This window comes from Leptospira perolatii, assembly GCF_002811875.1.
GTDB classification, from domain to species: Bacteria; Spirochaetota; Leptospiria; order Leptospirales; family Leptospiraceae; genus Leptospira_B; species Leptospira_B perolatii.
The window spans coordinates 127,738-140,958 of record NZ_NPDZ01000007.1 but is presented as its reverse complement, the minus strand read 5'-3'; the positions used below and the strand labels follow the sequence as shown (position 1 = coordinate 140,958).

Here is a 13,221-nt window from a genome sequence, read left to right as displayed (position 1 = left end):
CATTAAATGTATGCAAAAAATACAATATTCTAAATAACAGCGTTTTGATTTTTGGCCAGACGAAGTTCCTGCACCTCGGCCTCACTGACTACATTAGAAACCTTACGCTTGAGAAAGTAAGATTCAAAAAATCGGAAGCTTAAATAAGCCAACAAAATTGAGCCGAGGCACGAAATCAATAGCTCAAGAAAAAATAAGAATGGCCCTTCGGAAATTTCTAACTTTCTGCGAGCCGAAAGTAGAACCATTTGCACAGGAATATGAAATACATAGATTCCGTAGCTGATTTTTCCTACATAACTAAAAATTCGGAATAGTTTAGAGGTATTGGAGAACAAAGGTGATCCGAAGGAAAATGCGGCTACTACTAATACGAAATAGCTCGCGATCAACGTGAACCCGTATTTTTGCATTTCGCTACTTATCGGAGAGAATGAGCTCAATCCTAAAACTCCGAAGCAAAATATGGCAATCAAAACCGGAACCCATAGATAGAGGCGAAATTTATTTGCGAGCAATTCGAGTCGTTTCGTATCGAAGATGCGACTCAAAGTGGACAATGAAGCTCCAAAAAGCAAGGAGTCAAATCGAAAAGGGGAAAATACATATACCCCAGGCAAAGGACCGTTTTCAGCTACTACATACATTCTGAATACGATTACCGCAAAGATTCCGAACAAAGAGAAAATCAATAATACCTTTTCGCTATTAATCCATTTTACAAAAAAAGGATATAATAGATAAAAATGCTCCTCTACGGCAAGAGACCACAAATGGTTCACGAAATACGTCTTTTTTGCACCGTGAACATAGGTTTCCCAATTCTGAAGATAAAATAAATATGGTACGTATTCCCGCGGGTTTCCAAAGGCCTCAAAAGGGCCCGCACCGTATGCAGAGGCAATCAGAACCACTATTAAAAAAGCATAATACAAAGGAAAAATTCTTAGGGTTCGATTTCTGTAAAAATTTAGGAAAAAATTCGGCTTACTAAGTTGGTCCAGCAAGCGTTCTGTAATCAGGAAGCCGGAAAGAACAAAGAATAGATCTACTCCTACCCAACCCATTTTGAATATCCTCAGCAATGGAGCAATTGCCGAATCCGCAACTTTCGGAAACGTAAGAGATTGATGAAAAAATAATACAGAAAGAACTGCAATTGCTCTTAGGAAATCAAGAGATGGGTAGTATCGATTGACTTCTCTATTCTGATTTTTAGTTCCTGAATACAAGATCACTTGTCGAGAACATCCTGTAAAAATCTATCCGCGACCGCCCTAGCTTCCTGAATCACATGATGCATATCCATATAGCGATAAGTGGCCAACCGACCTAAGAACGTTACATCTTTCAATTTGGCTGTATCAGATTGGTAAGAGGAAAATTTGGCCATATCATCTTCTGTCCTTTTCGGATAATAGGGAATATCTTCCGAACCAGTTTCTTTACTGTATTCTTTGAACCAAACGGTTTTTTTATTTTCTTCCCAAGGAGCAAAGTGCTTGTGCTCGTGAATTCTGGTCCATGGGATCTCTTCGTCACAGTAATTAATGACTGCGTTGCCTTGGTGATCCCCTTCTCCCTCGAATCTCTCAAAGAAAACTGTTCGATACCCGAGCCGACCGTACTTGAACCCAAAATACTCGTCAATCGGTCCAGAAATAAAAGTATGATCCACTTTCTCCCTGAAAGTCTGCGGATCGTACTTTTGGTTTAGCCTTAGTTCGACATTAGGGTGATCCAGCATTTTAGAAATAATTGATGTATATCCGTCCACGGGAATACCTTGATACGCATCATTGTAATAGTTATCGTCGTAATTGAAACGCACCGGTAACCTTTTGAGGATTGAAGCCGGAAGCTCAGTCGGCTCGCAACCCCACTGTTTTTTGGTGTACCCATAAAAGAACGCTTTATAGATTTTTTCGCCCAAAAATTTGAGAGCTTGCTCTTCAAAATTGCGAGGCTCCTTGAAATCTCTGCTAGATAAAGATTCTATAAACTTCTTTGCTTCTTCTGGCCCGAACTGCTTTCCAAAAAGTTGATTAATCGTATGTAAATTTACGGGAAGCGAATATACTTCTCCGTGATGAACTCCTTTTACCCTGTTCACGAATGGGCGGAACGGAACAAAGGAGTTCACATAGTCCCAGGTTTCCTTGTCGCTCGTATGAAAAATATGAGGACCGTATTCATGAACCATTACTCCAGTGGATTGGTCACGTGCAGTGTGACAATTTCCGCCTATATGATTTCTCTGATCCATGACGATGATTTTAGGCGGATGAGGAAGTCCTACGGATAGTTCATGAGCAATTATTGCTCCGGAAAAACCCGCGCCAACAACTAGTATAGTTTCGGGCTTATTCAAGCTCATCTCCGACTTGGTAAGTTTTGATACGATACAATTTTAAATATAAGAACTTTAAAATATTACGAATTTTAGACTTACTCTTCTGTACCGATTCAAAAAGATTTGTGCAAAAGAGCGCGATCCACCGAAAAGGAAAAATGCCTCTTCGAATAGAGGCTTCGGTCCATAAAAAACCTAGTGCTATCCTAGATTTTGCTCTAAATCTAAAGGCGATAAGGAGCATACGAAAAAAGGTACGAATTCCGATGGGAGCAAAAAGCGGGGCTTGTTTGGATTCATTCTGATCGTCAGCAATCCGTATTTTGCCCAAATACCTTAAGTAAAATAAATCAGGCGATTTTAGGAAAGTTGTAAATTGGTTTAGAGCAAAAGAACGAAAACGATCCGAATTTAAAACACTCCGATGCATATTTCCAAGAGGACCATAGAGTTTTGTGAATCTTTCGTACTGCTCCGCTAATTTAGCATCCTTCAATACACCTGTTTCCAAAAACAAAGGTTCAACTTTTTTTCGAACTGCTTTCAAATCAAATAAAGATCTTTCCTTGTTATAAGCAAGTAGCTGCTCGGCCACCGGAATATTTCGAAACAAAATTTCATTCTTGTTTCCGAAATACCGCGACAGCCAATCTTGTAAAAACATAGCCTCTGCGCTTGATTGTATGGGAAATCTCCTATCCTTTGTTAAAAATAAATAATATCCTTTGTAGTGAATCGGCAAACCTTCGGCATTAAAAATTCGATCTAATGCCTCTTGCATCTTGAGCGTCCAACCGATGTCTACGATTCCAACTTTTTGTTTTCCAGAAGGAAAAAATCCTTCCTGCTTCAAATATTGAAGGAGCAATTTTCTTTTTCTGAAGGACTCTTCAATAATCCGAGCCCCATACCTTGATTTAATTAATTCGAAGAATTCGAAAACTTGTTTAGACGGAATAATAGAATGCTTTTTTAAACCTAATTGGCTCGCTATAGAATCCGCTTCTCCTTCTAAATAAACTTTCTTTAAAATATCGTAGATTGATTTGGATTGTCCTGGAACAATCATCCACTCTTGGAAAAAATCGTCCAGTTGAGTAATCGAAGCGAAAAACCAGACCTGACGAGAGGATAGAAGATATTTCGAATCTATATCGTGGCGTAATCTTGCTGCATCATAGCAAGTCCTAAGCACAAAACCATCCCTAGATAGGAAAAATAGCTTATTCAATTTATCGAATGCAGATCGCTCAGAAAGCCAAGCAGAAAAAGCACCTAACAAAGGATAAATTTTATTTGCAATCAACAGTTGGACAGCGTCTTCGTCCGGGTTTCCTGACAAGGCTTGAAATTTTAAAGATCGAAATTTACCGATAAACCCAGTCCATTCTTGCCAATCCTTTTGGGAAATGCTTTCTGGTGGGGCCGGGCCTTCGGTGATTCTACTATCTCTTACGAATGGAAAGTATTCAGGAAGGACTGAGGACTTTCTAGCATTGTGGATATCCGCAAAAAGGTTGTCCCCGATATGGACCCATTTGCTTTTTATCTTACCGGATTCGCGTAAAAATTTATAAACACTACCAAAGTGCTTGGTCTTCTGAACTGAGGATGAGACGATTAGCCTTTTCGGAATCTGGTTAGATAAAACATCCAATTTCTCTAATAAAGTTTTTGGATAACCAGCCCGCAGGAGAAGATGTAAAATCTCTTTCTCGTCCAAATACATATCACTGATGAAAAAAATCTCTTCGCCTTTCTCTAGTAGCCTTGCGATTTTAGATTTAGTAAAGGGAACAGGCACGCTCACCGAACGTTCGGTCTGCAACTCTGAAAATATTAATTTTTCTAATAAAGAATCAGGAAACTTTTTCGTTCTGCGAAAGATTTCCTTGAACTCTATTTCTTCTCTGCCCTCTTCTTTAGCGGTCCGCCTCGCTTCCGTCTCTATTCGTTTGCGAAGCTGAATATAAGAAAGCGTTTCGGAAGCAGACGGTGCAGATTGAATTCTAGCTTGAATATATGCCTCACCGAAAACGTCCTCTGGAGAGGGCAAGTTTCTCGTAATGCAGGTATCAAATACATCAAAGGAAAATGTTTTATTCATTTTTTAGAATATTCGAAAATTATTCAGTACAACTTAGGCAACGAAGAACGCACGATGCGCAGCCATCCTAGTTACTTAAAGAGAAATTAAAGAATCGGAACAATTTCGAGTTTCCAATTCTCTGCATCTACGGAGTAAACAAAAGCGCGCCCAGTAAAACGATCGGTCCGAAGCAAAAATTTGCCAATTTTAGATCGAGAAAAGGAGCTCCTATAAATTCGGGTGAATAAAGGAAACAGACGAAAAAACATCAAAGTCACTCGATCAACAATAGACAATTCCTGAATATTTCCCAACTCTCTTCGGTACTTATTCGGATCATTCGTGATCTGATCGTTGTGAAAACGAAAACAAGAAAATATCGCGTTCACCTTGGTCGGTTCTGCGTATTCCGCAAACTTTCTCCATAAATGAAAATCTCCGGCGGCCCGATATTTTGGCTCAAGACCTTGGCTTTTTTTCCATAAACTTTCGCGCCAAAAAGCACAGTCTTGCTGAATCCAAGTTAAACCATAGCGCGTATTTTTCCCGTCATATACTCCATCTCGAATCCAATCGGCCTTGAACGCTTTTACCAAATCAAATACTCCGGTAATTACTCCGGACTGATTTGAACAGGAGGGGATCCCGATAAACCAAAGAATATCAGAATTTTTTGAAGCAATTTCCGCGACTGTCTGAAAAGCGTTCGGAAGATACACATCGTCCGAATTGATCCATGCTAAGAGATCTCCTTTTCCCTTGGAGAACCCTTTATTAATCGCATCGTACATTCCGAAGTCTTTCTCTTTAATAATCCTAAAAATTATTCTTTTGCATCCAACTCCGAACTTCTTTGTGCGGACTTTCTTTTCATACTCAGCCAGGATTTTATCTACTTCCTTTGAATTTCCTCCGTCCTGGATAATATACTCGATTTCGAAATTTCCTTTTTGACTGAGTACACTTTCGATAGTTTCGCGCAAATAAGTGGCGCGATTAAAAACTGGAGTAACGATTAAAAAACGCATATTTCTCTTAATAAAAGACTTTCACGAATCCAGAAGGCATTTTAAGATTTTCTAAATTTCTCGATCGCATTTTTATAAACTTTAATATATCTCTCTGCTTGCAACTCGTCCGAATATTCCGATTCGGCTAACCGTCGACAGTTGTTAGATAGTCTTTTGGCAAACTCCAAATCTTGCAACAAAGTACGAAAAGAATGCACCAATGACCTGCGATCTCCCTTTTGAATGATCATCCCGGTTTTTCCATCACGAACTAGTTCCGGCACACCCCCGACCGGATAAGAAATCATCGGCGTCCCGCAAGCCATACTTTCCTGTAAGACGATCGGTAGGTTGTCGGCTTGGGTCGGAAAAAAGAAAACATCCGCGGCAGAAAAACAATGTACCTTATCTTGGTCGTCGTTTAAGTACCCCGGCATCACTACATTTATACTATCAGGGAACAAATTCTTAGGTATATTGCTATTTTGGCCGAGTAGCAATAAAGTAATTTTCCTGCGAACGACGCTCTCTTCGGAGAGAGTAATCGCGGCAGAAACAATATCGGAAAGCCCCTTTCTCGGGTCACTTAGATCGTGTGCCGCAAACATGATAACAAAGTCTCTTGCGCCAATTCCTAAGCGTTTCCTACTTACTGCTTTAGGCAATGGTTTATAAATTTTTAAATTAAGACCATTCGGAATATGTAATATTTCTTGGTTTTTCAATAAGCTTTTTTCCGCAATTTGCTTCAGCCAAAGGCTCGGAGTTATTACGGTAATTCTAGGTTTTCCGAATGCCCAGGATTTCAGGCGCCACTCCAGTTTCGTTAAATCCATTCGAATCTCAGGATAAACATTCGGATAAGGACAAGCTCCACAACCTGACTCCCATTTTCCGCAATCTAAACTGTAAGCGCAGTGCCCAGTGATCGTCCACATATCGTGCATCGTAAGCACCAGTGGCTTCTTTTTCGACAAACGGGGAATAGCTAAATAATTGAAATACCCAGTATGCAGATTATGCAGATTCACAACATCTGCATTCTCAACAAATGGATGCCGATCGATTCGAAGCGAGCGAAAATACTCCAAATAATTCAAACCGATGCGCCGGGTAAACTGGCGTATTACCTTTTCTGCAAGTAGGTATCTCGGGACTCGAGCGATATTTGGATCTCTTTCACGCACCGTTCCCACAAGTAGCTTAGAATCTATTTTCTTTTGTAAAAGTACCTGATGCAGCCGATAGGAAGCAATTGCTGCGCCACCAAATGTATCGCTTTGGTTGATTTGAAGGGATCTCACGAAAGAATTTTCTGATCTATGACTTTATAGCTTCTAGGAAAAGAGAGTCTGGTTTACGAATATTTCCTTCAGGATCAACATCTAAGCCGTACTCATGAAAATTCGGAATCGAAGATCGAAAGGCATCAGCTATACGCGGTTTAGCAAAGCCTGCTGAAGCTACAGCAATTGGTAGAGAAAAGCGATCATACATCCACAGGTGAGGTTCACCGTTCAAACGAAATCTACCAACACGCAAAGAATGATATTCTCGGCCGAGGAGTAGCTTTAAGGCTAAGTTTTTGCATTTCCTTAGGAGTGAAAAAAGATAGTTCGAAATGGATCGATTCTTTGTCAAGTTCGGTGGATTTCGAAACGGCTCTTCGCCTACTCTTTCCTTTACGTAATTCTCTTCCTCTTTATTCATGCTTTTCCAATAGGAAGCCATCAATCCACCGCTTTGATTTCGAGCCAACTGATCGATTAATTCAACGACAATCCAACTATACTTTTGGCCTGCGCTACTTTCCTCTTTAACAGCCGAATCTAAAATACGTAAATATTCTCTAACAGTTCTTTCTAAATCCGGAACAACTATCCGCAGTATGCCGCCCGGTTTTAATACTCTGTAGCATTCTTTCAGAAATAAAATCGCGTCGGACTTCTCAAAATGTTCCAATACATGCGAATGATAAACGACATCAATACTAGCTGATGCGAAAGGAATCCCTCTTCTCAAATCCGCTTTTATTACACCTTCTCCAGTTTTTACAAAATCCACATTTGTCCATGCTGGATGAAAGTTTACTCCGCAACCTAGATTCAAGAGTTTCATTTGTTTCTGTCCGATCCTTTAAAGAACCTATATTTATCTTTCATATAGCTATCGAATATTTTTTGAGTAAGGAATCATAACTCTTTGTAAACTCTTGTGATTTGAAAAAATTGAAACTGTTTTCTTGGTATTTACTATTCTTCTTGCCGATTTCTTTTAGAGCATGCGGTATACGTGTTCCATTTTCCGACATTACACCTATATTAAAATGACTGAATGTTCTGGTCGCTCCCGGAATTTTGTTGAAGATTAATGGAGTTCCGACCCTTGTTGAATCATACATTTTTCCGGCGGAACATAGCGCATATTTCAGATTCAGATCCAATGGTTCGAACCATACGAAACATGCATCCACCGAGGAAAACACTTCGAACTTGCGAGTTTGATCGAACAAATTAGTATTTAAGAAAACTTTGTCAGGGAATTTTTTTTTGATTGTACTTACCCACGCTTCTAGATCGGTATATGGTATCCACCCATTGATGACGAGCACCCAATCCTTAGGCCACTGACCAACACTGCCGACGATTTCATACGCTCCTGCTTGAGGAATGATACTACCAGTCATCAATGCTATTTTCTTTCTCTTGGGTATTGAAAATAGTTCCCGAAACACATCGGCTCTTTTCTTGATAATTTTCCCTGAAGTGCTATTTGGAACAAAATCTATCGTGCTTAGTGTACGAGAGTATAATACAGAAAGGATTCGGGCTCTGCTCAGATCTTGAGTTAGAACTATATCTGCGAATTTTACGGCAATTTTTTCAAAAAGAAATTCTACGGATTGATAAGACGAAATCTCAAGTGAATGATAAATAAGTTTTTTTCTCCCTAATGCAACACTTGCAATACTGAGATAGAGACCACCCGGGTCGAAAGCCAAGCAAAGTTTGGTAAATCTAAAATTCGTAATATTATGGATATATATATATATACCGAGCAGTACTTTTAAAATGGGAAATCTAGAACCTCTAAATGGGCGAACTGTCACTACACTAAAATTCGGATGATTTATTGTAGGCAACCCATGACCATTCTTATCAATTCCTTCCGCGATTAAGGCGTATAAGCATACTTTCTCGCCTTTATCCAAGAAATATTGTATTGTTTCGATCAATGGAGTTGAAATGTTTAGCCATTTGTAGGCTGTAAAAATACTCACCACAGTATTTTTCTCCTATAAGAAAAACTTAATAGGCCATCTGAGAAATTCATACTTAGGTGTAGAAAGAAATTCAAAGAAAGTTTCCGTTACAAAGCTGAAAAGATTCAGACTTTTGCCTTCGCAGCGCAAAGAACTCCCCATGTTTTTTGTGTGGGAAGAGAAGATGTCATCCATTCCTCAAAAAAATAGGACCTTCCGTTGCTAAGCGAAGTAGGTTCAAAGTCGTTGTGATCTAGGAAAAGTTGAAGTTCCGGCTCGAAAAAGTAGCGCATTCTATGAAGCTCAGTGATCTTAACTGGAGCTTGGCTTTCACCCTTCTCTACGATTGTCATGTAATGGACATCGACAATATTTTCACGAAATCGGAGAACAGGCTCAGCTATTCTCATAATTTCCAGATTCGAATCCGTGACCCTTTTGATTCTATTTTCAGGACGCTCGCCCAATACCGCAGGCCCATACCAAAAATCGAATAAAAATAATCCTCCAGGTTTTAAATGCTTTCTTGCGCTCTGTAGAAAAAGGTTCAAATCGTGATTGGAAGTTTGATAGCTTATTACATGAAAAAGAGCAATTACCACATCATACTTTTCTGGACGTTCCAACTCACTCGCATTGGAAGCAAAATACTGAATTCTTTTCTGTATCTGAATCGATTCTTCTTTCAGTCGATTTTGCGCAAGGGAAATCATTTCGGAGGATTGATCGACCCCGCAAACACTGTAACCCTTCTTTGCAAGTAGAACGGAATGCTTTCCGGTCCCACAACCGAATTCTAAAATAGAACCTTCTCCGCTTTTTCCAGTGTATCTTTGTATTACCGAATGTATATACTCTGCTTCCGCTTCGTAATCCTTATCCTTATACAATAGATCGTAGTATTTGGCATATTCTATAAAGTTATTCATTCTCAATTATCCAAGTATCTGAAGAACTGTCTCGGAAATATACTTTATATCTTCCGAATTTAGAGTTGAGGAGGAAGGGAGATACAAACCGTTTTCACCTAATAATTGTGAAACTGGTTTCAGTTCCTTCATATTGCATCCATATCTGATTAAAGAAGGTTGCACGCTCATTCCCATAAATAATTTCCGAGAGTCGATTCCCCTTGCTTTTAATTCTCGCATCAATTCATCCCGAGTCACTTTTGATTTATCGGGGTCGATGACGATAGAGTTCATCCAATGCACGTGTTCGTCTTTAGGATCATACCCAGTCTTCTTTGAATCTCCCGGTTGCCACTGCAGTCGAATTTTAGGATTTCCTGCAAAATACTTTCGATATTCTTGATTGTTCTTTCTTCTTAGAGATTTATATTCATCAGCTTTCTCTATCTGAGCGAGTCCGATCGCGGCGTGAAGATTAGAAATCCGATAATTAAAACCGATATCTTCATGAAAGTAGTTTCGCTCTCCTTCTAAAGGAAAACATAAATTCTTAAAATAGAGGACTCGCTTATAGTAATCCTCTCTGTTCGTCAATACCATGCCACCTTCTCCGGTGGTCAGGTTCTTGTTCGAATAAAAGCTAAAGGCAGAAATATCTCCGAAGGATCCTGCTCTCCTCCCTTGGTAAGTAGCACCGTGAGCCTCCGCGGCGTCCTCAAGGACAGACAGGTTATATTCTTTAGCGATCTTTAGAATTTCTTCCATATCGCAAACTAACCCCATGATATGAACAGGAATGATTGCCTTCGTCTTTTTTGTGATAGCTTTTCTGATTAAAGTCGGATCGATATTCCAGGTTTCCGGATCCGCATCAACGATCACAGGCATGGCACCAGTGTATGTCACAGCAAACGCAGTTGCGATCATCGTAAAATCCGGAATGATCACCTCGTCCCCAGGACCGATTCCTAATGCGCTTAACGCAACATGTAATGCGACCGTTCCGTTGCAGACTCCTACGCCAAATTTTGTCTGTGAATATTCAGAGAAGGATTTTTCGAATTTACCCACGAATTCTCCGTTCGAAGAAATCCAACCATCCCTCACCGCGGATGTTACGTATTCCAATTCGTTACCCAAAAGCGCTGGTTCACAAACCGGAATAAATTTTCGAGAATTCACTCAACAATCCTCGGTTCAAATGAGTCTGCGATAAATCTGGATTTGTCGTGCTCACCGGCATAAGGTCCTTGTTTGACCTCTATCATTTCCGTCGCTTCCAACATATAAAAACCGTGCCCACCGTATGCTAAAAGAATCACATCGCCCGTCTCTAGAACTCTGCTTTCCAAATATTCCTTTGAATCAGTGAAGAAATCTACCCGAACCTTTCCTGATTTTATAAATAGCACCTCTTTCGTATATTCTACACTTCGAGAAACTGAGTTGTGTACATGGGGTTGAATAATATAGTCCTTCGGACGATTCATATATGCGAGCTGTTGGGAAAACTCCGGCGGAGTAAAAAATTCGATACCCTCTTTTTTGAAATTTGACCTTAGAATGAGCGCAAGCATTCGGTCGCCGTGTAAAATTTCTTCGATCATGGCAAATTTCCTTTTATTATAAATATTCGATATGCTTTTCTAAATACTCGGAACGTTTTGCTCGAGATAATTATTCTGAAAGATCCATCGCCTTAGATGATCACTATGTTTTGTTGCACGATTGTGAAAAATATAGCCCTTTGCATAAGCGATTTGAGTTCCTATAAAGACCTTTTTCAAGGGTTCCTTTGAAAATACATGTTTAACTTTTAGTAATGTAAAATATAGAAACTTGATTATCTCTTTTATAGGGAATTTTACACTTCTTTCTTTGCGAATTTTGGTGTACGATTCCGAGATCCCCTGAAAATAGAAACGCTTTTCAAGATATTGGAGAGTAAACCTTTCCGCTGTAATCTCGTGCCATACTTTCATATTCGGGGAGTACACCGCCTTTAACCCCTTTTCGCAAGCTTTCAGTGCTAGACCAACCTCACCATCTCCTTGGTATGCCTTGAATTTCGGAGGAGACAGATCCGGATGAAAGCCGCCTAACTCAAATAAAGTGCTCCTTCGAATCGCCAGATTCAAAGCCCAGATTAGAGTGGGATCGATTTGAATCGGTTTGCTTCCGAGATCAATCAAACTCAACCACCCGCACATCTTTCCGCCTTCAATTCCATCCACCCGGGACCAAAGCCCTTCAAACCAATCTGGAGCCTCGCAATCTCTGAACTCTGGCAAGCAGGGTCCTCCCGCAAGGTGAATCTCTTCATTAGAGAAAGCTGATACAACCCCACCCAAGTGCCCCTGTTCGAGCTTAACGTCGTCTTCAATAAATACGATGATCGAACCGGAAGCATTCTTTGCCCCTGTGTGCCGGGACGGCATTACTCCTGGTGATGGATCCTGCACGACTTTGACTCTAAGATCTGCCTTATACAATCTTTCCAAAACTCTCGTAGTGTCGTCTGTCGATCCCCCATCGACTACTACCACCTCGAACTTAACGTTTTCCGCATGTTGAGCGAGGATAGAATCAATCGTCCGCTGGATTAAATTTCCACGATTGAAGGTAGTTACGACATAGGAAACGGAAAATTCTGAAGACACCGTCATATCACTTTTCTAAACTTAATGTAAAACCTTTGATAGGCCTTCTTCTAAAGAAGTTGGCTCAAAACCTAAGATAGACAACATATTCGAAGAATCTAATGAAAGATCTGGAAAAAAAGACATATTCGCGTCTCTCAAAGAGATTGGCTCTATTTTAGGATCTCGAATCCCCAATTTGCTACTAATCATACGAATCATATCGAATCTAGAAACTCGATCCGGACCTGCGACATGAATTATTTTTTCAAAATTCTTCAGAATGATTACCTGCAACGCCTTTGCGATATCTTCAATAAAGGTAGGTGTAAAGTAACTATCATTGATTGCCTGGATTCGCTCTCCTTTTTCCAAACTTTGGCGAGCCCAATTTAAAAACTTGGCGCCTTTTCCATAAACAGCACCGGAGCGAATGATCGCATAACGGCAGCCTGAAGTTGAAACAATATTCTCTCCTGCCAATTTCATCTGGCCGTACTTCGATTTTGGATTAGGCTTCGAGTTTTCCGTGTAGTTTCCGCTTTGGCCATCAAAAACGTAATCGGTAGAAAAATAGATAATCTTACAACCCGTCCCTCTTGCTTTTTCAGAAATAAACTTAACTGCATCCACATTTATTTTCGAAGCTTCTTCGAACTGATTCTCACAACTTACAAGATCTTTATTCCCCGCAAGATGGATGATGATATCGGGTTTTGTTACATCAAAAAGGTCTTGTACGTTCTGCTCGACAGTCAAATCAATCGATATACCGCCATCTTGCTTCGTATTTGGACCAAATACTGGGATAATTTCTCCGATCGAAAGCTGATCGATTAAATTTCCTCCAATAAACCCGGAAGAACCGGTGATTAAAATCTTTTTCAATTTCTAATTCCTAAAAGATTCTTCAAACAAAACTGACTGCAAATAAAAATCATTAGAACTATAAACTCT

General features: G+C 39.9%; 12 protein-coding genes. All 12 read right to left on the bottom strand.

Annotated features, from left to right (window positions below; genetic code table 11):
- Positions 1-29: 29 nt before the first annotated feature.
- The 12 genes from CH373_RS12385 to CH373_RS12330 all read right to left on the bottom strand — a co-directional run bounded on the left by CH373_RS12385 (position 30) and on the right by CH373_RS12330 (position 13,152).
- Positions 30-1,238 (bottom strand): acyltransferase family protein, encoded by a 1,209-nt coding sequence (locus tag CH373_RS12385; protein ID WP_165778826.1) that lies wholly within the window; start codon positions 1,236-1,238, stop codon positions 30-32.
- On the bottom strand, positions 1,235-2,371 hold the full coding sequence (gene glf / locus CH373_RS12380) for a UDP-galactopyranose mutase (RefSeq protein ID WP_243393376.1): 1,137 nt from the start codon (positions 2,369-2,371) through the stop codon (positions 1,235-1,237). Before glf ends, CH373_RS12385 begins: the two co-directional genes overlap by 4 nt.
- A complete protein-coding gene (locus tag CH373_RS12375) occupies positions 2,364-4,460 on the bottom strand; it encodes a hypothetical protein (protein ID WP_100713226.1) in 2,097 nt (698 codons plus the stop codon). The genes glf and CH373_RS12375 overlap by 8 nt, the downstream gene beginning before the upstream one ends.
- Before the next feature lie 86 nt (positions 4,461-4,546).
- Positions 4,547-5,470: a glycosyltransferase gene (locus tag CH373_RS12370; RefSeq protein ID WP_100713227.1), complete on the bottom strand. Its 924-nt coding sequence runs from the start codon at positions 5,468-5,470 to the stop codon at positions 4,547-4,549.
- Between the two features lie 41 nt (positions 5,471-5,511).
- The gene (locus tag CH373_RS12365; RefSeq protein WP_100713228.1) at positions 5,512-6,756 is read right to left on the bottom strand and encodes a glycosyltransferase family 4 protein; all 1,245 of its coding nucleotides are present in this window, start codon (positions 6,754-6,756) and stop codon (positions 5,512-5,514) included.
- A gap of 16 nt (positions 6,757-6,772) precedes the next feature.
- Positions 6,773-7,570 carry a class I SAM-dependent methyltransferase gene (locus tag CH373_RS12360; RefSeq protein WP_100713229.1) on the bottom strand — a complete coding sequence of 266 codons (798 nt, stop codon included), beginning with the start codon at positions 7,568-7,570 and terminating at the stop codon, positions 6,773-6,775.
- Positions 7,571-7,610: 40 nt separating this feature from the next.
- Positions 7,611-8,732, bottom strand: coding sequence for a glycosyltransferase family protein (locus tag CH373_RS12355; protein ID WP_125169938.1), 1,122 nt, complete (start codon positions 8,730-8,732; stop codon positions 7,611-7,613).
- A 107-nt stretch (positions 8,733-8,839) separates the two neighbouring features.
- The gene (locus tag CH373_RS12350; RefSeq protein WP_100713231.1) at positions 8,840-9,643 is read right to left on the bottom strand and encodes a class I SAM-dependent DNA methyltransferase; all 804 of its coding nucleotides are present in this window, start codon (positions 9,641-9,643) and stop codon (positions 8,840-8,842) included.
- A 6-nt stretch (positions 9,644-9,649) separates the two neighbouring features.
- Positions 9,650-10,807 (bottom strand): DegT/DnrJ/EryC1/StrS family aminotransferase, encoded by a 1,158-nt coding sequence (locus CH373_RS12345; protein WP_100713232.1) that lies wholly within the window; start codon positions 10,805-10,807, stop codon positions 9,650-9,652.
- Positions 10,804-11,232 (bottom strand): cupin domain-containing protein, encoded by a 429-nt coding sequence (locus tag CH373_RS12340; RefSeq protein ID WP_100713233.1) that lies wholly within the window; start codon positions 11,230-11,232, stop codon positions 10,804-10,806. Before CH373_RS12340 ends, CH373_RS12345 begins: the two co-directional genes overlap by 4 nt.
- 39 nt (positions 11,233-11,271) lie before the next feature.
- On the bottom strand, positions 11,272-12,291 hold the full coding sequence (locus CH373_RS12335; protein ID WP_100713234.1) for a glycosyltransferase family 2 protein: 1,020 nt from the start codon (positions 12,289-12,291) through the stop codon (positions 11,272-11,274).
- Positions 12,292-12,306: 15 nt separating this feature from the next.
- Positions 12,307-13,152 carry an SDR family oxidoreductase gene (locus CH373_RS12330; protein ID WP_100713235.1) on the bottom strand — a complete coding sequence of 282 codons (846 nt, stop codon included), beginning with the start codon at positions 13,150-13,152 and terminating at the stop codon, positions 12,307-12,309.
- Between the last annotated feature and the right edge of the window lie 69 nt (positions 13,153-13,221).

Excerpts from the sequence above, each read along its gene's own strand:
- CH373_RS12375 (WP_100713226.1), bottom strand. The coding sequence starts at position 4,460 with ATGAATAAAACATTTTCCTTTGATGTATTTGATACCTGCATTACGAGA.
- CH373_RS12370 (WP_100713227.1), bottom strand. The coding sequence starts at position 5,470 with ATGCGTTTTTTAATCGTTACTCCAGTTTTTAATCGCGCCACTTATTTG.
- CH373_RS12360 (WP_100713229.1), bottom strand. The coding sequence starts at position 7,570 with ATGAAACTCTTGAATCTAGGTTGCGGAGTAAACTTTCATCCAGCATGG.
- CH373_RS12350 (WP_100713231.1), bottom strand. The coding sequence starts at position 9,643 with ATGAATAACTTTATAGAATATGCCAAATACTACGATCTATTGTATAAG.
- CH373_RS12340 (WP_100713233.1), bottom strand. The coding sequence starts at position 11,232 with ATGATCGAAGAAATTTTACACGGCGACCGAATGCTTGCGCTCATTCTA.
- CH373_RS12335 (WP_100713234.1), bottom strand. The coding sequence starts at position 12,291 with ATGACGGTGTCTTCAGAATTTTCCGTTTCCTATGTCGTAACTACCTTC.